This window comes from Stenotrophomonas sp. SAU14A_NAIMI4_8 (assembly GCF_003086695.1).
GTDB lineage: Bacteria > Pseudomonadota > Gammaproteobacteria > Xanthomonadales > Xanthomonadaceae > Stenotrophomonas.
The window spans coordinates 987,710-1,006,443 of sequence record NZ_CP025999.1 but is presented as its reverse complement, the minus strand read 5'-3'; the positions used below and the strand labels follow the sequence as shown (position 1 = coordinate 1,006,443).

Annotated in this window: 14 protein-coding genes; 6 read left to right on the top strand and 8 right to left on the bottom strand. The window is 67.7% G+C overall.

What is annotated here, in order from left to right:
• The first annotated feature begins 7 nt into the window (after nucleotides 1–7).
• The 4 genes from C1930_RS04485 to lpxH all read left to right on the top strand — a co-directional run bounded on the left by C1930_RS04485 (nucleotide 8) and on the right by lpxH (nucleotide 5,588).
• Nucleotides 8–2,935: a TonB-dependent receptor gene (locus C1930_RS04485; RefSeq protein ID WP_108771157.1), complete on the top strand. Its 2,928-nt coding sequence runs from the start codon at nucleotides 8–10 to the stop codon at nucleotides 2,933–2,935.
• Nucleotides 2,936–3,095: 160 nt separating this feature from the next.
• Nucleotides 3,096–4,241 carry a glycosyltransferase family 1 protein gene (locus C1930_RS04480; protein ID WP_108755515.1) on the top strand — a complete coding sequence of 382 codons (1,146 nt, stop codon included), beginning with the start codon at nucleotides 3,096–3,098 and terminating at the stop codon, nucleotides 4,239–4,241.
• Nucleotides 4,222–4,761, top strand: a complete 540-nt coding sequence (locus tag C1930_RS04475) for a phosphatase PAP2 family protein (protein WP_108752303.1) — start codon at nucleotides 4,222–4,224, stop codon at nucleotides 4,759–4,761. The genes C1930_RS04480 and C1930_RS04475 overlap by 20 nt, the downstream gene beginning before the upstream one ends.
• Nucleotides 4,762–4,841: 80 nt before the next feature.
• Nucleotides 4,842–5,588 carry a UDP-2,3-diacylglucosamine diphosphatase gene (lpxH, locus tag C1930_RS04470; protein ID WP_108755514.1) on the top strand — a complete coding sequence of 249 codons (747 nt, stop codon included), beginning with the start codon at nucleotides 4,842–4,844 and terminating at the stop codon, nucleotides 5,586–5,588.
• Nucleotides 5,589–5,682: 94 nt separating this feature from the next.
• On the opposite strand, the gene C1930_RS04465 is transcribed toward lpxH, so the two are convergent.
• The gene (locus C1930_RS04465) at nucleotides 5,683–6,936 is read right to left on the bottom strand and encodes a M12 family metallo-peptidase (protein WP_108771156.1); all 1,254 of its coding nucleotides are present in this window, start codon (nucleotides 6,934–6,936) and stop codon (nucleotides 5,683–5,685) included.
• A 219-nt stretch (nucleotides 6,937–7,155) separates the two neighbouring features.
• Between C1930_RS04465 and C1930_RS04460 the strand changes: the two genes are divergently transcribed.
• A complete protein-coding gene (locus C1930_RS04460) occupies nucleotides 7,156–8,628 on the top strand; it encodes a DUF2235 domain-containing protein (RefSeq protein ID WP_108771155.1) in 1,473 nt (490 codons plus the stop codon).
• Nucleotides 8,629–8,809: 181 nt separating this feature from the next.
• Here C1930_RS04460 and C1930_RS04455 read toward each other — a convergent pair whose 3' ends face one another.
• The 7 genes from C1930_RS04455 to C1930_RS04425 all read right to left on the bottom strand — a co-directional run bounded on the left by C1930_RS04455 (nucleotide 8,810) and on the right by C1930_RS04425 (nucleotide 17,402).
• Nucleotides 8,810–9,634, bottom strand: a complete 825-nt coding sequence (locus tag C1930_RS04455; RefSeq protein ID WP_108757650.1) for a ferritin-like domain-containing protein — start codon at nucleotides 9,632–9,634, stop codon at nucleotides 8,810–8,812.
• 10 nt (nucleotides 9,635–9,644) lie between these two features.
• The gene (gene purF, locus C1930_RS04450; protein WP_108748690.1) at nucleotides 9,645–11,111 is read right to left on the bottom strand and encodes an amidophosphoribosyltransferase; all 1,467 of its coding nucleotides are present in this window, start codon (nucleotides 11,109–11,111) and stop codon (nucleotides 9,645–9,647) included.
• Between the two features lie 58 nt (nucleotides 11,112–11,169).
• Entirely contained in the window at nucleotides 11,170–11,922 is a 753-nt protein-coding gene (locus C1930_RS04445) for a CvpA family protein (RefSeq protein ID WP_233614963.1), read from the bottom strand.
• 46 nt (nucleotides 11,923–11,968) lie between these two features.
• On the bottom strand, nucleotides 11,969–13,009 hold the full coding sequence (locus C1930_RS04440; RefSeq protein WP_108755512.1) for an SPOR domain-containing protein: 1,041 nt from the start codon (nucleotides 13,007–13,009) through the stop codon (nucleotides 11,969–11,971).
• A gap of 79 nt (nucleotides 13,010–13,088) precedes the next feature.
• Entirely contained in the window at nucleotides 13,089–14,360 is a 1,272-nt protein-coding gene (folC, locus tag C1930_RS04435) for a bifunctional tetrahydrofolate synthase/dihydrofolate synthase (protein ID WP_108755511.1), read from the bottom strand.
• A 41-nt stretch (nucleotides 14,361–14,401) separates the two neighbouring features.
• On the bottom strand, nucleotides 14,402–15,046 hold the full coding sequence (locus tag C1930_RS04430) for a histidine phosphatase family protein (RefSeq protein ID WP_079220782.1): 645 nt from the start codon (nucleotides 15,044–15,046) through the stop codon (nucleotides 14,402–14,404).
• A 193-nt stretch (nucleotides 15,047–15,239) separates the two neighbouring features.
• Nucleotides 15,240–17,402 (bottom strand): S46 family peptidase, encoded by a 2,163-nt coding sequence (locus tag C1930_RS04425; RefSeq protein ID WP_108771154.1) that lies wholly within the window; start codon nucleotides 17,400–17,402, stop codon nucleotides 15,240–15,242.
• Between the two features lie 227 nt (nucleotides 17,403–17,629).
• On the opposite strand from C1930_RS04425, the gene tdh reads away from it, so the two are divergent.
• Nucleotides 17,630–18,652: an L-threonine 3-dehydrogenase gene (tdh, locus tag C1930_RS04420; RefSeq protein ID WP_108757649.1), complete on the top strand. Its 1,023-nt coding sequence runs from the start codon at nucleotides 17,630–17,632 to the stop codon at nucleotides 18,650–18,652.
• Nucleotides 18,653–18,734 lie beyond the last annotated feature (82 nt).

Below are 18,734 nucleotides of genomic sequence, written 5' to 3'. Positions count from 1 at the left end.
AGACTCGATGACTTCACGCTCCACCGTGCTGGGCCAGGCGATCCGCCATGCCCTGATCGTCGGCACCGCGACCATCGCGCTGCCTGCCCTGGCCCAGGACGGCGCCCCCACCACCCTCGACCGCATCGAGATCACCGGTTCGCGCATCCGCCAGGTCGACGTGGAAAACGCCAACCCGGTGCTGGCGATCTCGCGCAAGGACATCGAACGCCAGGGCTTCAGCTCGGTGGCCGACATCCTGCAGAACGTCACCGCCATGGGCAGCCCGGCGATCAGCCGCGCCAACGTGCTCAGCGCCGGTGAAAACGCGGGCGGCACCTACATCGACATGCGCAACCTGGGCGCGCAGCGCACCCTGGTGCTGGTGAACGGCAAGCGCCTGGGCATCAGCACCTCCGGTTACCAGGACGTGTCGAGCCTGCCGGTGTCGGCGGTGGAGCGTATTGAAGTGCTGAAGGACGGCGCGTCGGCCATCTATGGTTCGGACGCCATGGCCGGCGTGGTCAACATCATCACCCGCCACAACGCCACCGGCGTGACCGCCAACGTCTACCACGGCCAGTACAGCCAGGGCGACGGCGCCCGCGACCGCTTCGACGTGGTGGCCGGCTGGGCCAACGACCGCGGCTCGATCACCCTGTCGGCCGAGCATTCGGAAGAAAAGGCGGTGTGGGCCAAGGACCGCGATTTCAGCGCCTTCGGCAATACCTCGCGCCACCCGACCGAAGCGTGGACCACGGTCAGCCAGTGGGGCCAGATCACCGGCCTGCGTGGCCCGGGCTGCACCGCGGCCAACAACGGCACCTGCAGCTACTCGCTGAACCGCGGCGCCGACCCGCTGAACCCGGCCAATTACCACCTGACCAATGCCAATGCACCGGATGGCGATGTCAGCAACACCAACGAACAGATGCACCTGAACTATCCGCTGAAGCGTGATTCGGTGTTCGTCGATGGTCGCCTGAACATCACCGACAACGTGCACTTCAGCACCCAGCTGGGCTACAACAAGCGCGAATCGAGCCGCCAGATCGCCGGCTACCCGCTGCAGTCGTCCACCGCCGGCATCGGTTCGATGTCGATCGACAGCTACTTCAACCCGTTCGGCCGCAAGAACGGCTACGCCACCCCGACCGCCGTGGCCTGGAACCACCGCACCTGGGAAGTGCCGCGCGTCAGCGACAGTGAGCTGAAGACCTACCGCGCCGTGGCCGCCTTCGATGGCACCTTCAACATCGGCGAGCGCTACTTCGATTGGGAAGTGGGCTACCAGTACAACAAGAACGAACTGCGCCAGCACGCCACCGGCAACCTGCACAAGGAACGGGTGAAGAACGCGGTCGGCCCGTCCTACTACAACCCCGCCACCGGCAAGGTGGAGTGCGGCAGCGCCGCCGCACCGATCGCCAACTGCATGGTCTGGAACCCGCTGGTCGCTGCCGGCGTGGTGAACCCGTACGGCCTGACCGGCAACCAGGCCCTGATCGACTACCTGATGCCGGCTGAAGATTCCTCCGGCAAGACCGTGGGCAAGAACTTCTTCGCCACCATCGCCGGCAGCATCCTGACCCTGCCGGGCGGCGACCTGGGCTTCGCCTTCGGTGTTGAACACCGCAAGGAAACCGGTGAGTTCATTCCCGATGCGCTGGCCCAGACCGGTGCCACCACCAATCTGGCCGCTGGCCCGACCGGTGGCGGCTACAAGGTGAAGGAAGCCTACCTGGAGTTGAACGCGCCGATCCTGGCCGGTCTGCCGGGCGCGCAGGAGCTGACCCTGAACGCTGCCACGCGCTTCTCGGATTACGACACCTTCGGCAACACGCTCAACAGCAAGTTCGGCTTCAAGTGGCGCCCGATCGAGCAGCTGATGGTGCGCGGCACCTGGGCTGAAGGCTTCCGCGCCCCGACCATCAACGACCTGTACGGCGGTGGTTCGGAAACCTTCACCACCGGTTACGCCGATCCCTGCGACACCGTCTACGGCCCGTCGCGTACCAGCGCCGCCGTGCGCGCCCGCTGCGCCCGCGACATCGCCAACGCTGACACCTACCGTCAGCTGAAGCAGGGCAACGTGCCGATCACCAGCAGCACCGACCAGACCCCGGTGCCGTTCACCAACGGCTCCAACCCGCTGCTGCAGCCGGAAACCTCCAAGAGCAAGACCCTGGGTCTGGTCTGGAGCCCCAGCTTCATCCAGAACTTCAACGTGTCGCTGGACTGGTGGAAGATCCGCATCGACAACACCATCGTTGCCGACAGCCCGAACCAGATCCTGATCGACTGCTACGAGCAGGGCATCGATTCGCGTTGCGCGCAGTTCACCCGTGATCCGGTGCTGGGCATCGTCAACAAGCTGACCTACGGCAACCGTAACGCCGGTTTCCTGGAAACCGAAGGTTACGACATGGAACTGACCCACCGTCTGGACACCGACGCGCTGGGCAGCTTCAGCACCCAGTGGTCGACCACCTACGTCAGCTCGAACATCTTCCGTTCCACCAACGACACCACCGTGGTGCCGACCCCGGTCAACGGCATTTCCACCAATGCCACCAGCGGCTTCCGCGTGCGCTCCAACCTGACCGTCGGCTGGGACAAGGGTGACTTCGGTGTCAGCTGGACCGCCCGCTACTACTCCGGCGTGAAGGAGCAGTGCCTGAGCGTGGTCGCGCATCCGGATGAGTGCTCCGATCCGGGCGTGCGTGCACCGTGGTACTCCGGCGCGCGCAACTACAACGAGCGCGGTTCGGTCACCTTCCACGACGTGCAGTTCCGCTACAACCTGCCGTGGGATGCCACTGTTTCGGTCGGTGCCAACAACGTGTTCGAGAAGTACGGCCCGAACATGTACACCAAGCCGAACTCGGTGTTCTCCTACTACGGTGGCTACGACATCGGTCGCTTCGTCTACCTGAAGTACCAGCAGCGCTTCTGATCCACCGCGCTGCCGTCATGACCTGACACGACCACGGCCCTTCGGGGCCGTGGTTTTTTTCTGCGAGCGGCAGGCCCGGGCACCGTCATCGGGCGGTCGCATTACGGTCACAACGGCTACATCGCCAGGCCTGAGCATGCCGGAAAACCGGAGGCCCGCCATGCGCCATGCCATCGTCACCGAGACCTATCCGCCGGAGGTCAACGGCGTTGCACTGACCGTGCAGAGCCTGGAGCAGGGATTGCGCGCCGCCGGCCATGAGGTCGACCTGATCCGCCCACGCCAGGCCAGCGAAGCGCTGGAGTCGGCGCCGGGCACCCTGCTGGTGCCGGGCGCGGCCCTGCCCCGTTACCCCGGCCTGCGCTTCGGCCTGCCCGCCCCGATCCGCCTGGGCCGGCACTGGCAGCAGCAGCGCCCTGATGCCATCTATATCGCCACCGAAGGCCCGCTGGGCTGGTCGGCGCTGCGCACCGCGCGGCGGCTGGGCATTCCGGTGGCCACCGGCTTCCACACCCGCTTCGACGAATACCTGCCCGACTACGGCGTGGCATGGCTGCAGTCGGCGGCCATGCGCTGGATGCGCCGCTTCCACAACCAGGCCGACGCCACGCTGGTGCCGACCCGCGAGCTGCAGCAGTTCCTGGGCGAACAGGGCTTCGAGCGCGTGCGCCTGCTGGCGCGCGCGGTGGACAGCCAGCAGTTCGACCCGGCCCGGCGCGATCCCGCGCTGCGCGAGGAATGGGGCGTGGATGGCAACGGACTGGTGGCCCTGTACGTGGGCCGCATCGCCGCCGAAAAGAACCTGGGGTTGGCGGTGAAGGCCTTCCGCCGCCTGCAGCAGGTAAGGCCGAAGGCGCGCTTCGTGTTCGTGGGCGATGGCCCGGCGCGCGAGAAACTGGCCCACGACAATCCCGATTTCATCTTCTGCGGCATCCAGCGCGGCGACGCGCTGGCCCGCCATTTCGCCAGCGGCGATCTGTTCCTGTTCCCCAGCCGCAGCGAGACGTTCGGCAACGTGACTCTGGAAAGCATGGCCAGCGGCCTGGCCACGGTGGCCTTCGATTACGGTGCCGCGCGCGAATACCTGCGCAACGGTGAAAACGGCGCGGCCGTGGACGACGATGCGCAGTTCGTGGAGGCCGCCGTGCAGCTGGCCAGCGATGATGCGCTGCGCCGCGAGCTGGGCAGCAATGCGGCCCGCGCGATGAAGCGCCTGCACCCGCAGCAGGTGGTGGCCGAGTTCGAATCGCTGCTGGCCGAACTGGCACAGGCGCGGAGGAACGGCCATGCGCACCACGCCGCTTGAATCGCTGGCCGGGCGCGAAGCACGGCTGTGCCGCCGCGCCAACCACTATTGCCGGCGGCGGCGGGTGCGCCGCCTGTTCGCGGTGATCAGCCGCCTGGGCGACGGCGTGTTCTGGTACCTGCTGATGGGCGCGCTGGTGCTGGTGGACGGCTTCGACGGCCTGCGTGCGTCGGTACACATGGCCGCCACCGGGCTGGCCGCGCTGCTGCTGTACAAGGGGCTGAAGCGCTGGACCCGGCGCCCGCGCCCGTATGCAGCCGACCTGCGCATCCGCGCCTGGGTGGCCCCGCTGGACGAGTTCAGCTTCCCGTCGGGGCACACCCTGCATGCGGTGTCGTTCACCATCGTGGCGCTGGCCTACTACCCGTGGCTGGCACCGCTGCTGGTGCCGTTCACTCTGGGCGTGGGGCTGTCGCGGGTGGTACTGGGGCTGCACTACCCCAGCGATGTACTGGCCGCGACGGGCATCGCCACGTTGCTGGCATGGGCCAGCCTGGCCTGGCTGCCGCTGCCGGTGTAATTCCGGGGTCGGATCCCTTTCCTGCGGAAAGGGCTCTGACCCCGGCCCGACGCGGCGGGCCGATGCCCTAGAATGCCCTCATGACCACGTTGTTCATTTCCGATCTGCACCTGGACCCCAGCCGTCCAGCCATCACCGACCTGTTCCTGCGCTTCCTGCGCGAGGATGTGCCTGGCGCCGATGCGCTGTACATCCTGGGCGATCTGTTCGAAGCCTGGATCGGCGATGACACGCCCTCGCCGGTGGCTGACGCCGTGGCCGACGCACTGAAGACGCTGTCCGACAGCGGCGTGCCGATCTACTTCATGCGCGGCAACCGCGATTTCCTGCTGGGCGAAGACTATGCGCGCCGCGCCGGCCTGCGCATCCTGCCCGACCCCTGCGTGATCGACCTGTACGGCCGCGCGGTGATGCTGCAGCACGGCGACCTGCTGTGCACCGATGACATTCCCTACCAGCAGTTCCGCGCGCAGACCCGCGATCCGGTGTTCCAGGCACAGTTCCTGGCGCAGCCGCTGGCAGCGCGCATTGCGTTCGCGCAGAAGGCACGCGATGCCAGCCAGGCCCGCCAGTCGGAAATGAAGCAGGGCGACCGGGCACAGTTTGAGACGGTGACCGACGTGGCCCCGGCGGAGGTCGAAGCCACCTTCGCACGGCATGGCGTGGATACGATGATCCACGGGCACACCCATCGCCCGGCCATCCACAGCCTGCAGGCCGGTGGCCGCAGCTGCACCCGCATCGTGCTGGGCGACTGGTACGAACAGGGCTCGGTGCTGCGCGTGGATGCCGACGGCTGGCAGCTGCAATCGCTGCAGCGCGAATGACGGATTGCCGGGCGCCAACCAAGGTTGGCATCTACCAGAGCGCTTAGGCCAGTAGACGCCGACCTTGGTCGGCGGGTGCCATCCGGTAACCGCGTCAGCGGAAGCCGGCGATGGTGGCCTTGGTGTTCACCAGCACGCGCTGGTTGTCGGCGCTGCTGGCAATGCCCATCGGCACACCGTTGTAACTGATGTTCGGGTTGGACCAGAAGTTCAGCCGCGGGCAGCCGGCCGAGCAGGCGTAGGCCATGATGGTGCGCCAGCGCGAACCACTGGCCGGTTCATAGCGATAACCATGGCCATAGGCATACGGCGAGGTGCTGGGGTCGGTGGCGATGTCATGCCGTGCACTCTGCAGGTGGCCGATTTCGTGGGCAAATGAGTAATAGCCGGTCGCGCAGTCCCAATACACCGCCGCAAACGCGGTGGACGCGGTGGAGCCGATGCCCGAGGCCAGCCCGCAATAGCTGCTGTTGTTGATCAGCAGCACGCCGACATCGGCCGCGGTGGTGTTGCGGCTGGTGTGGATGCTGTCCATGTAGCCGTCGCTGGTGCTGCGGAAGCGCGCCAGGTCGGTGCTGAAATTGCCGGACTCGGTGTAGCTGGTGGTTTCGTACCCGGCCAACTGCAGGGTGATGCCCACGTTGCTGTTGGTGTATCCCTGGTTGGATTCGGCCACCGCCAACTGCACCAGCGACTGCATGTTGCCGCCATAGGCGGCCACCGCCGCATTGGTGGCTACCACCAGGACGCGGATCGTGGCCGGACTGCCCGATGACGCCTGCGCGATGCCGACGCGATCATTGGCCGGCATGCTGATCTTCGGCAGCTGGTTGTAATCGGCCGGATGATCGGCAGGCATGCGCGATTCATCCACCTCCACCAGCACATGCCGATCGCCCAATGGGCGCAGCCGGTACAGCGTGCCGTCCTTGCGGATGGAACCGGTGAGCGTGTTGCCCGAACGCACCAGGATGACCGAGTTCGCCGGGTCATCCTGCAGGCTGCCGCCCGCCTTCTGCAGGCGGTCGGAGGGGCTGCGGATCTGCCCGTACCAGACGCTGCCACCATCGGCCAACGCCTCGACCCGGCTGCGCGAGGCCTGCACCTTCTGCCCCAGCAGTTCGAATTCCAGCTGCGACTGCGCGGTGGCCGCCGCATCCACCCGCACTTCCTGCACCGTTGCGGTGGACGGTGCCGACAGCAGCCGCCCCAGCTGCGGTTCACTGCTGGCCGCGGCCCGGCTGAGCACGGTGACCGGTTCGAACAACGGCGCCGCCTGTGCGGCGGCCACCACGCACAGCCCCAACAACACACCACCTGCCGCTTGACCGATGTATCTGGACATCATCTTGTCGCTCCTTGGAGTGAAGTAGACAGCGTTGATGCAGCACGACCCGGGTGCCGGGTGTGGCCATATGGCCTGCGCAGCGCCCGTGAATACAAGCATTCGCGCCGGCCGGCATGCGGATCTGTGACGGCCGGCGGCAGTGTTCAGGCAGGTCAAGAGCCGCTGTACACTGCGCCCATACACGGCCTTCGCGCCGCCGTGACATGACCACCACAGGGGATGCACATGGCTCCAGGTCAGACCCGCAACGGGGACAGTGCGCAGGGTGCCGTGCTGCACCTGGGCCTGTTCTTCGATGGCACCCGCAACAACGCGCACAACCTGGCGCGCGGGCGACCACAGCCACCGCAACCGCGCCCCGCCCTGCTGCGCGCCGACGACGATTCGACCTACCAGAGCCGGCTGACCAGCAGCTACGACAACGGCACCACCAACATCGCGCGCCTGCACCAGCTTTACCCGGACAGTCGTCGCGCGCCGCTGGCCGAACCGTCGCTGGCGATCTACGTGGAAGGGGTGGGAACGCGCGACGATGCCGAGGATGATCTGATCGGCCTGGCCTTCGGCATTGGCGCCAGCGGTGTGCGCGCCAAGGTGCAGCGCGCACTGCACGAGCTGCTGCCGGCCGCGCTTTCGGCGCTGGCGCCGCACTGGCAGCAGCCGCTGCACGGGGTGCAGGTCGATCTGTTCGGCTTTTCGCGCGGGGCTGCGGCCGCGCGCGACCTGGCCAACCAGCTGCACGGCTGGGATGCCAACCAATGGCGCCTGCGCCTGCAGGGCGCCGGCTTGCCCTGCGCCGCCGACTTCGCCCTGCCGCGCCCTGCACTGCGTTTCGTCGGGTTGTTCGACACCGTGGTGGCGGTCAGCGGCCGGCGCGCCGACGAGCAGCCGCGCATCGCCCTGCCGGCGGGCATTGCCGAGCGCGTGGTGCAGCTGAGTGCGCGCGACGAGCATCGCCAGCACTACGCCTTGACCACGGTTGCACCGACCCATGAAGAGATTGCCCTGCCGGGCGTGCACGCCAACATCGGCGGCGGCTACGACCAGCTGGAAGAAGGCCCGAAACTGCTGGGTCGCCCGCGCCGGCAGCCGCTGCGGCGGGCGCCGGTGGACGATTACCAGACCCCCACACTGGCGATGCTGCAGGCCACCACGGTCTACGCCGAAGCGCAGGCCGATGCCGAGCGCTGGCGCCAGCAGCTGGGGGCGACGGAGAAGGAAGTGTGGGTGGATGTGTGGCACCAGTGGCAGCAGCAGCGCCGCGCCGGCAGCCGCAGCGTGATGATGGCACCGGTGCTGCACGTGACCGCTGCGGTGGTGCTGCGTAGGCGCATCGACTGGCGCTACCAGCTGATCGCCCTGCAGGTGATGCAGCAGCGCGCCGCTGAAGCCGGCGTGCAATGGAGCGCAGATGCGGCGCAGGTGCCGGGCTGGGAGCTGCCAGCGCCGCTGCAGCCGATCGCGCGCCGGCTGCTGGCGGGGCAGGCGCTGACGCCGACCCAGGAAGCCCTGCTGCGACGCCGTTATCTGATGCAGTCGGCGCACTGGAACTTCGATGCACTGGGCGATACCGCGCTGACCTTTGCCGCCGATGCGGGGGTGAGCGAGCTGCCGTACCGGCCGGGGCCGGGGTTGTTCTACATCAACCGGCCAACGGTGGATGGCCGGCGCGTGGTGCTGCCCAACGCGTGAGGCCCATCCACGCATGGCGTGGATCTACCGATGCATGCGCGGACGCGGATGTACGACGGCGCGGTTCCAGTAGATCCACGCCATGCGTGGATGCGGAGATGCACGACCGCGCGGCATTCATCCACCCGGCACGGTTCCAGTAGATCCACGCCATGCGTGGATGGACGCCCTGCCCTGCGGCTCAGCCGGCCTGTTCCACCAGGTTGGCCAGCTCGTCTTCGTCAAAACCGGCCAGCAGCCGCGCTTCCAGATTGAACGGCCCATGCAGGTAACCGCCGGCGAACTCCTGCAGCAATGCCTTGAAGCGCGCACGCGGCTCGACACCGGCGCGATCACAGTACCAGCGGTACCAGCGCGAACCGGCGGCCACATGGGCCACTTCCTCGCGCAGGATCACTTCCAGGACATCAGCGGTAGCAGCATCGCCGACGTTGCGCAGCTTCTCGATCATGCCCGGCGTCACGTCCAGGCCACGCGCTTCCAGCACGCGCGGCACCAGCGCCATGCGTGCCAGGCCGTCGTGGGCGGTCTTCTCGCACATTTCCCACAAGCCGTTATGGGCGGGGAAATCGGCGTAATCGTGGCCATGCGCCATCAGTCGTTCGCGCAGCAGCATGAAGTGGCGCGATTCGTCGTCAGCGCAGCTCACCCAGTCGGCGTGGAAGGCCGGCGGCAGGCCGCGGAAGCGGTAGACCGCATCCCAGGCCAGGTCGATGGCGTTCAGTTCGATATGGGCGATGGCGTGGATGAAGGCAGCCCGCCCTTCCACGCCGCCCAACCCACGCCGCGGCACTTCGCGCGGATGCACCAGCCGCAGCTGCGGCGGCCGCCCGGGCATGCGGATCGGCTCGGGCGGCGGCGCATCGGCCGGCACCTTCAGGCGTCCGCTGCGGAAGGCCGCTGCGTAGGCCTGGGTCAGTGCCACCTTGCGCAGCGGATCGGCTTCGGCCAGACACTGCTGCGCGGCGCGCAGCAGGTCACCGCCGGCATCGGGCAGGTCAACCACCGGCTGCGGCTCAGGCGCGGCGCTTGTGCTTGGCATCGTCCGAACGCAACTGCTGGATGCGCTCGAAATAGCCCGGCTCGATACCGGTGGGGTAATGCCCGTTGAAGCACGACGAATCGAAGTTCTGCAGTGCGGCGTTACCTTCTCGCACCGCCGCTTCCATGTCTTCGATGTCCTGGTAGACCAGCCAGTCGCAGCCCAGGTGCGCTTCGATCTCTTCCACGCTGCGGTTGTGCGCCACCAGCTCTTCGGCGGCCGGCATGTCGATGCCATAGATGTTGGGGAAGCGGACCGGCGGTGCGGCGCTGGCCAGATAGACCTTGCGGGCACCGGCGTCGCGCGCCATCTGCACGATCTGCTGGCTGGTGGTGCCGCGCACGATGGAATCATCCACCAGCAGCACCACGCGGTTGCGGAATTCCAGGTGGATCGGGTTCAGCTTGCGGCGCACCGATTTCACCCGCTCGCCCTGCCCTGGCATGATGAAGGTGCGGCCGACGTAACGGTTCTTGATGAAGCCTTCGCGGTACTTCACGCCCAGCACGTTGGAAATTTCCAGTGCGGCGTCACGCGAGGTATCGGGAATCGGAATGATGGTGTCGATGTCGTGGTCCGGGCGCAGGCGCAGGATCTTCTCGCCCAGCTTGATGCCCATGCGCATGCGCGCCTTGTGCACCGACACGTTGTCGATCATCGAATCGGGGCGTGCAAAGTACACGTACTCGAAGATGCACGGAGTGTGCTCGGCCGGCTCTGCACAGATTTCCGAGAACAGCTCGCCGCGCGCGGTGATCACCAGCGCTTCGCCCGGCTGCACATCGCGCACGCGCTGGAAACCGAGGATGTCCAGCGCCGCCGATTCGGAGGCCACGATGTACTCATCGCCTTCGGCGTGACTGCGCTTGCCCAGCACCAGCGGACGGATGCCGTGCGGATCGCGGAAGGCGACCAGGCCCAGGCCCAGCACCACGCTGACCACGGCGTAGCCGCCCTTGCAGCGGCGGTGCACGCCGGCCACTGCACGGATCGCCGCTTCCGGGCTGAGCTGGCGCTGCTGTTCCAGTTCGTAGGCGAACACGTTCAGCAGCACTTCGCTGTCCGAATCGGTGTTGACGTTGCGGCGGTCCTGCTCGAACACCTGCTGGCGCAGGGCTTCGGTATTGATCAGGTTGCCGTTGTGGGCCAGCGCGATGCCGTAGGGCGAGTTGACGTAGAACGGCTGCGCCTCGTCCATGCCTTCCGAACCAGCGGTCGGGTAGCGCACATGGGCAATGCCGACGCTGCCTTCCAGGGTGGACATGGTGCGCGCATCGAACACATCGCGGACCAGGCCGGTGGCCTTCTGCACCCGCAGGCGGCTGCCGCTGGCGGTGGCGATGCCTGCCGCGTCCTGGCCACGGTGCTGGAGGACGGTCAAGCCGTCATACAACTGCCCGGCGACGTTCTGGTTGCCGACGATTCCGACGATGCCACACATGGTGCGAGGTCTCCGCTGGGCAGTGCCCAGTTACAAGGAAGGTGGCCGTGCCTGGCCTTTAGTGGTCGCCGCGCCTGCGGTCGACGTTGGCCGGATCGTCCGGCTCGATGTTGCCCGGCAGTGCAGGGGCATCCGGGCGCACTTCGGCCGGATCGTATGCTTCGCCCTGTTCCGCTTTCGCAGGCCGCAGCCATCCGCTGCCCGCCACTACCTGGTTGAGGATGCCATTATCGCCTGTCGCGCCCGGCTTGCCCAAATCGGCGCCGGCGCTCTTGCCCAGTTCCATCAACGCAGATGGGGACAAAGCGTCCATCGGCAAGGCCTTGGGCAGCAGATCGGCACCGGGCACCTGCCAGTGCGGCAGTTTGCTGTTCATCCAGGCCACCGCCGGGTTCAGCACCGGGCGGATGGCCGAGGCCTGCCACGACCGTTCGGCGGCCAATGGGGTGAAGCTGCCCAGCAGCAGCAGGATGGCGGCGATCAGGCCGCCGCGCACGGCGCCCAGCACCCCGCCCAGCAGGCGGTCCAGGCTGCCCAGCATGTTGCGGTGGACGATGTGCTTGATGACCATGCCGATCACGGCCACCACGATCATCACGCCGATGCCGACGCCCAGATAGCCACCGACGAAGTGTTCGCCGCCGGGGGCGGCCGGGGCCGCCCACCAGCGGGCGGCATCATTGCCGAAGGCGAAGGCCGCCCAGGCCGCCACCAGCCACGACACCGTGCCAATGACGATGCTCACAAAGCCGCGCAGCAACCCCAGCAGGGTGGAGGCGGCGATCACGATCAGCAGCACCACGTCGATCATGGCGCCCCGCTCCTTCGGCGGCGCTGGCAACGAGGCGGCGTACAGGTCATGGGTGCGGGCGCACCATGCCGGCCACGCCGACCTTGGCGGCCACCTGGGCCTTCAACTGGTCGGCATCGGCGCGATTGGCCACGGGCCCCACGCGCACCCGGTGCAGGGTGCCCTTGTCGGTGCGCACCTGCTCGACGAAGGCGCTGAAACCAGCCGCACGCACCTTGTCGCGCAAGGCATTGGCGTCATTGGCCTGGCCGAAGGCCCCCAGCTGCACGGCGAAACCGACGCTGCTGGCCGCAGGCGCGGCCGGGGTGGCTGGTGCCGGCTTGGCTGCTGCCGTGGCCTCAGGCTTGGGCTGCGGCTTGGCCGCTTCGGGCTTGGGCGCTTCCGGCTTCGGTGCCGGCTTGGGCGCTTCGGGCTTCGGTGCTGCCGCCACCGGCGTGCTGGCCGGCAGGGCTTCGCTGCGCACCGGGTTGGCCGTGGCGGCCGACGACGGTGCGGCCACCGGGGTACTGGCGCTGGGTGCGGTCGTCGCCGGGCTGGCCGCAGCGGCGGCGGCCGGAGCCGCGTCCAGGGTGATCACTTCGGCCTTCACGTCGGCCCGCACCTTCACCGCCTGCAGCCGGGCCGCTTCGGCCTGGGCACGATCGGCATACGGCCCCACGCGCACCCGCCATGCCGCGCGGCCATTGATGGTGGTCGTATCCGAGAAGCCCGGCAGCTGCGAGCGCTTCAGGTAGGCGATCACCGCCTCGGCGTCGGCCTGGCTGGCGTAGGCGCCGAAGGTGACCGCGTAGTTGCCGGCGGCAACGGCCGGCGAGGTGTCCACGGTGGGCGGGGTGGCCGGTGCGGCCGCTTCGTCCAGCGGACGGGCCTGGCCACTCTGCAGGCCGGTGGTGCCGCCTGCCGGGGCCACCAGCGGCAGTTCACGGGTTTCGAACTGGCCATCGCCCGGCGCATCGGGCGCGGTGATCGGCACATTGGCCACACCGCTGTCCGGGGCCGGCCCCTTGACCAGCATCGGCAGGAAGATCACGGCCAAGGCCACCAGGACGATGGCGCCAATCAAACGCTGTTTCAGGGGTGTATCCACGTGAGGCAGGCGACAGGCGGAAGTTGGGTCGATTATACGGGTGCCGGGCGAAACGGCGTCGGCGTCGGCTGAACGCGGGTCAGGCCGAGGCCTGCAGCCACGCCAGCGCCTGTGCCGCGGTGTGGAACGAGCCGAACACCAGCACGCGATCGCCGCGCTGCGCCTGCGCCAGCACCTGCTGCAGGGCCTGCTCGACGCTGTCGGCCAGGGCGGCCACTGCCGCGCCGGTGTCGGCCAGGCGCGCCTGCAGTTGCTGCGCCGTCTGCCCACGGGCGCCGTCCAGGCCGGCCAAGGTCCATTGCGTCACCACGTCCTGCAGCGCGTTCACCACGCCCACCGCGTCCTTGTCCTGCAGCGCGGCGTACACCGCCAGGGTGCGGCCCGGCACGACTTCGGCCTTCAGCGCGCGCGCCAGCTGCCCGGCCGCCTGCGGGTTGTGGCCCACATCCACCCGGATCTGCACGCCATCACGCTCGAATGCCTGCAGGCGGCCGGCAATGCGCGCGGCGGCCACACCTTCGGCCCAGGCCGCGCGCGGCACCGGCTTGTCCAGCGCGCGCAGGGCGGCGATCGCCGCGCCGGCATTGGCCAGCTGGATCGGGCCGGCCAGCGCCGGGGTCGGCAGCTCCAGGCGGGTGCCGACATCGCGCCAGCGCCAGCGCTGCGCATCGATCGGTTCGTAGAAGTAGTCGCTGCCACCGCGGATGGCGTTGGCACCCAGCAGATAGGCCCGGGCCAGCACGCTGGACGGCGGATCGGTCTCGCCCAGGATCACCGGCTTCCAGCCACGGATGATGCCGGCCTTCTCGGCGCCGATGGCTTCGCGGTCCTCGCCCAGCCATTCGGCATGGTCGATATCCACGGTGGTGATCACCGACACATCGGCATCGACGATGTTCACCGCGTCCAGGCGACCGCCCAGCCCCACTTCCAGCACGGCCAGATCCAGCCCGGCCGCCGCGAACAGGTGCAGCGCGGCCAGCGTGCCGTACTCGAAATAGGTCAAGGTGGTCTGCCCGCGCGCCGCTTCCACCGCGTTGAACGCCGCCACCAGCGCGGCATCGTCCACGTCCTGGCCATCGATGCGCACGCGCTCGTTGTAGCGCAGCAGGTGCGGCGAGGTGTAGGCGCCGACTTTCCAGCCGGCGGCGCGGGCGATGGCTTCGATGAAGGCGACGGTGGAACCCTTGCCGTTGGTGCCACCGACCACGATGGTGCGCCCGGCCGGTGCGCCCAGGCCCATCGCTGCGGCCACGCTGCGCACGCGCTCCAGGCCCATGTCGATGCTCGCCGGGTGCTGGCGTTCAATGTAGTCCAGCCAATCGGCCAGGGTGGTCGGGGTGTTCGTCACGGCAAGGGTTCCAGCAGCAGCAGGTGGTTCGTTGGAAGGGTTTACAGCGCGCGGTGCTTGGCTTCGCCGAAGAACGGCGTGTGGTGGGCGCAGTCGTTCAGGCGCACCACTTCCAGGCTGTCCAGGTCGGCGCCTTCAAGCAGATTGAGCGTGGTCGGCGCCTGGCGGAAGGTCCACAGGCGGGAAATCGGCAGGCCCAGCACCTTGCACAGGATCACCCGGTTCACTGCGTCGTGGGCGACCACCAGCAGGGTGTCGTGCTCGCCGAGGCCTTCAGCGGCACGGGCCAGGCCACGCCAGCTGCGCTCCAGCACCAGGCGCAGCGATTCGCCGCCCGGCATCAGCACGGTATCGGGTTCCTCGCGCCAGGCCTTCAGGCGCGACGGGTCTTTTTCGTTGATCTCGCTGGCCAGCAGGCCTTCCCACTCACCGTGGGCGATTTCCTGCAGATCCGGTTCGGTCTGCAGCATGCCGGCGCGGTCGGCACCCAGCGCAAGCTGGGCAGTGAGCTGGGCGCGCGACAGTGGCGAGGCCACCGCACGGGTGATGTCCACCGAAGCGAGACGGGCGCCCAGAGCCTGGGCCTGGGCTTCGCCGATGGGCGAAAGCGGGATGTCGATCTGGCCCTGGTAGCGGCCTTCGGCGTTCCACGGCGTTTCGCCGTGACGGGCAAGCAGGATGCGCATGCGAACAAGGGGTCCTGGGGGGAGGAGGGTTCCGTTTCGTTCACATCCTGTGAAGTACGCGGAACAGGGATGATACCTGTTCGGCGCACCGGGCCGGACCGGGCATGAAAAAACCCCGCGACACCGGTCGCGGGGTTTCGGGCATTGCAGGCGGATTCCGCCGGGCGCGGCCCGGCGCTACCACCGTGAACCTTTATTTCGCCAGGTTCAGTTCCTTCAGCAGCTGCGGCGCCGGCGCCACTTCCTGCATGATCCACTGCATGTAGCGGCTGTCCACGGCAATCATGCGGGTCATCACCGGGTCGAACACCCAGTTGGAGCTGACCGATTCCCAGTTGCCATCGAAGGCCAAGCCGACCAGCTTGCCGTGCGCGTCCAGCACCGGCGAACCGGAGTTGCCGCCGGTGATGTCCAGGTTGGACAAGAAGTTCACCGGCACCGAACCGATGCGCTTGTCTTCCAGGCCACCGTAACGCTTGGCCTTGACCGCATCCAGCAGCGCCTTGGGCGAATCGAACGGGTCTTCGCCGGTTTCCTTGGCGGCCACGCCTTCCAGGGTGGTGAACGGGGTGTACTGCACGCCGTCCTTGCCGTAGCCCATCACGTTGCCGAAGGTGATGCGCAGCGACAGGTTGGCATCGGGGTAGACGAACTCGCCCTGGCTCTTCTTGTAGTCGGCCACGGCCTGCAGGTACAGCGGGCGGGCGGTAAGCGATTCGCCTTCGCGGATCTTCTTCTGCTCTTCCTGCTTCAGCAGCGCCGGCATCACCGCCACCGCGTACTGGATGGCCGGATCGGTGCTGGCTTCAAAGGCGGTGCGGTCGGCGTTGAACCACTTCAGGCGCGCGTCCAGGCTGCCCAGCTCGGTGCCCGACAGCTTGCCGACCAGCGACTTCACGGCGGCCTCGTTGCTGCCACCCAGCCACTTGTTCAGCACTTCGTTGTCGCGCTGCGCGGCCGGCAGGGCCACGTACTGGTCCAGCCAGTAGGTCTGCAGCTGCTGGTCCATCTTGGCCACGTAGCGGCGGTCCATCTGCTTCAGGCCACCTTCGATGGTGGTCAGGTCACGCTGCTGGAAGCCGGCTTCGCGCTCGGCATCCGGCTTGCTGCGTTCGATCGACAGGCGGTACAGGGTGATGGCCGCGCCCACCGCCGAGGTGTTGTTGAACTGGCCCACGAACAGATCGCGCTCACGGGTGGCCTTGCTGGTGGCCAGGTGCTGGACCAGCTGCGCGTGCGCGGCCAGTGCCGGCTTGCCGGCGGCGCCCTGCTTCTTCAGCCAGGCCAGCACGGCCGCTTCTTCGGCCTGCTTCTGGCCGGCGGCGTCGATGCGCTTGAAGCCTTCCAGCTGGCCCTGGTAGTTCTTGGCCACGTTGTTCATGCTGGCCGCGGTGGCGGCGTATTTCACCTTCACGTCCGGGTCGGCCTTGCCGGCCTCGTCGATCATCTTCAGCACCGCGTTGTAGTGGCGGGCGATGGTCGGGTAGGTGAAGCTGGCGGTTTCGTTGAACTCACCGGCCAGCGCGTAGCGGTTGGTGCGGCCCGGGTAGCCGGCCACCATCACGAAGTCGTCGGCGCCCAGCGGCTGGTCGGCGAACTTCAGGAAGTGCTTGGGCTGGTAGGGCACGTTGTCGGCCGAGAACGCCGCCGGCTTGCCGTCCTTGCCCACATAGGCGCGGTAGAACGAGAAATCGCCGGTGTGGCGCGGCCACATCCAGTTGTCGATGTCGCCACCGAACTTGCCGACGCTGCCCGGGGGCGCGTAGACCAGGCGCACGTCCTTGATTTCCATGTTGCGGAACAGGCGGTAGGTGTTGCCGCCGCTGAACGAGTACAGGCGGCAGCGGAAGCCGGCGTCGGCTTCACAGGCAGCTACCTGGGCCTTGTCGAATGCATCCAGCGCGCGGCTGCGGGCCAGCGGGTCCTTGCCGGCGGCGGCGATGGCGGCCTTGGCCTGGGCGGTGACGTCGGTGATCTGGTCAAGCACGAACACGCGCGCGTTCGGGCCGGCGCTCAGTTCGTCCTTCAGGGTCGGCGCGTTGAAGCCGTCCTTGATCAGGTTCTTCTGCGCGGTCGAATTGAGCTGGATGGCGCCATAGGCGCAGTGGTGGTTGGTCACCACCAGGCCCTGCGGGGAGACGAAGCTGGCGGTGCAGCCGCCCAGTGCCACCACCGCACCCATCGGGTCGCCGGTCAGGTCGGCCAGCTGTTCAGGCGACAGCTTCAGGCCGGCCTTCTGCAGCGGGCCGGCGATTTCCGGCAGCTGCTGCGGCACCCACATGCCTTCGGCGGCATGGGCGACCTGGACCAGCCCAAGGCTGGCAACGATGGAGAAAGCAAGCAGGTTCGAGCGCATCGAGCAGCCCCTGATGATGGAACCGCCGAGTGTAGCCCAGCCCCCTGCCCCGCCCGATGCCCGGAAGTCATGGGCTGCGCGGGCCGGTCCGGCGGGCAAGGCCGCCGGGCATGGCCCGGCGCTGCCGGGGGGTGCTGCGCACCCGCAGCGCAACATGGGAATTGCGCCCAGCGCTCTATAATCCGCGTTTTCCCCCTGACGAGTTCCACCCGATGGCGCAGCAAACGATGAAGGCCCTGGTCAAGCGCGAAGCCGCCAAGGGCATCTGGCTGGAAGAGGTTCCGGTTCCGACCCCGGGCCCGAACGAGGTGCTGATCAAGCTGGAAAAGACCGCCATCTGCGGTACCGACCTGCATATCTACCTGTGGGACGAGTGGAGCCAGCGCACCATCAAGCCGGGCCTGACCATCGGCCATGAGTTCGTTGGCCGCATCGCCGAGCTCGGCTCGGCCGTGACCGGTTACGAGATCGGCCAGCGCGTGTCGGCCGAAGGCCACATCGTCTGCGGCCACTGCCGCAACTGCCGCGGCGGCCGCCCGCACCTGTGCCCGAACACCGTCGGCATCGGCGTGAACGTCAACGGCGCCTTCGCCGAATACATGGTGATGCCGGCCAGCAATCTGTGGCCGATTCCCGACCAGATTCCGTCCGAGCTGGCCGCGTTCTTCGATCCCTACGGCAACGCCGCGCACTGCGCGCTGGAATTCGACGTGATTGGTGAAGACGTGCTGATCACCGGTGCCGGCCCGATCGGCATCATCGCCGCCGGCATCTGCAAGCACATCGGCGCGCGCAACGTGGTGGTGACCGACGTCAACGACTTCCGCCTGAAGCTGGCCGCCGACATGGGTGCCACCCGCGTGGTGAACGTCGCCAACCAGTCGCTGAAGGACGTGATGAAGGAACTGCACATGGAGGGCTTCGACGTGGGCCTGGAAATGAGCGGCAACCCGCGCGCGTTCAACGACATGCTCGACTGCATGTACCACGGCGGCAAGATCGCCATGCTCGGCATCATGCCCAAGGGCGCCGGCTGCGACTGGGACAAGATCATCTTCAAGGGCCTGACCGTGCAGGGCATCTACGGCCGCAAGATGTACGAGACCTGGTACAAGATGACCCAGCTGGTGCTATCCGGCTTCCCGCTCGGCAAGGTGATGACCCACCAGCTGCCGATCGACGATTTCCAGAAGGGCTTCGACCTGATGGAAGAAGGCAAGGCCGGCAAGGTCGTGCTCAGCTGGAACTGATCCTCGGTTCCGCGCGCGAATGGTAGGTGCCGAGCTTGCTCGGCACGCGCCGGAAATGAAAAAGGCGCCCATCGGGCGCCTT

Excerpts from the sequence above, each read along its gene's own strand:
- C1930_RS04485 (WP_108771157.1), top strand. The coding sequence starts at position 8 with ATGACTTCACGCTCCACCGTGCTGGGCCAGGCGATCCGCCATGCCCTG.
- C1930_RS04480 (WP_108755515.1), top strand. The coding sequence starts at position 3,096 with ATGCGCCATGCCATCGTCACCGAGACCTATCCGCCGGAGGTCAACGGC.
- C1930_RS04475 (WP_108752303.1), top strand. The coding sequence starts at position 4,222 with ATGCGCACCACGCCGCTTGAATCGCTGGCCGGGCGCGAAGCACGGCTG.
- lpxH (WP_108755514.1), top strand. The coding sequence starts at position 4,842 with ATGACCACGTTGTTCATTTCCGATCTGCACCTGGACCCCAGCCGTCCA.
- C1930_RS04465 (WP_108771156.1), bottom strand. The coding sequence starts at position 6,936 with ATGATGTCCAGATACATCGGTCAAGCGGCAGGTGGTGTGTTGTTGGGG.
- C1930_RS04460 (WP_108771155.1), top strand. The coding sequence starts at position 7,156 with ATGCACATGGCTCCAGGTCAGACCCGCAACGGGGACAGTGCGCAGGGT.
- purF (WP_108748690.1), bottom strand. The coding sequence starts at position 11,111 with ATGTGTGGCATCGTCGGAATCGTCGGCAACCAGAACGTCGCCGGGCAG.
- C1930_RS04445 (WP_233614963.1), bottom strand. The coding sequence starts at position 11,922 with ATGATCGACGTGGTGCTGCTGATCGTGATCGCCGCCTCCACCCTGCTG.
- C1930_RS04430 (WP_079220782.1), bottom strand. The coding sequence starts at position 15,046 with ATGCGCATCCTGCTTGCCCGTCACGGCGAAACGCCGTGGAACGCCGAA.
- C1930_RS04425 (WP_108771154.1), bottom strand. The coding sequence starts at position 17,402 with ATGCGCTCGAACCTGCTTGCTTTCTCCATCGTTGCCAGCCTTGGGCTG.
- tdh (WP_108757649.1), top strand. The coding sequence starts at position 17,630 with ATGAAGGCCCTGGTCAAGCGCGAAGCCGCCAAGGGCATCTGGCTGGAA.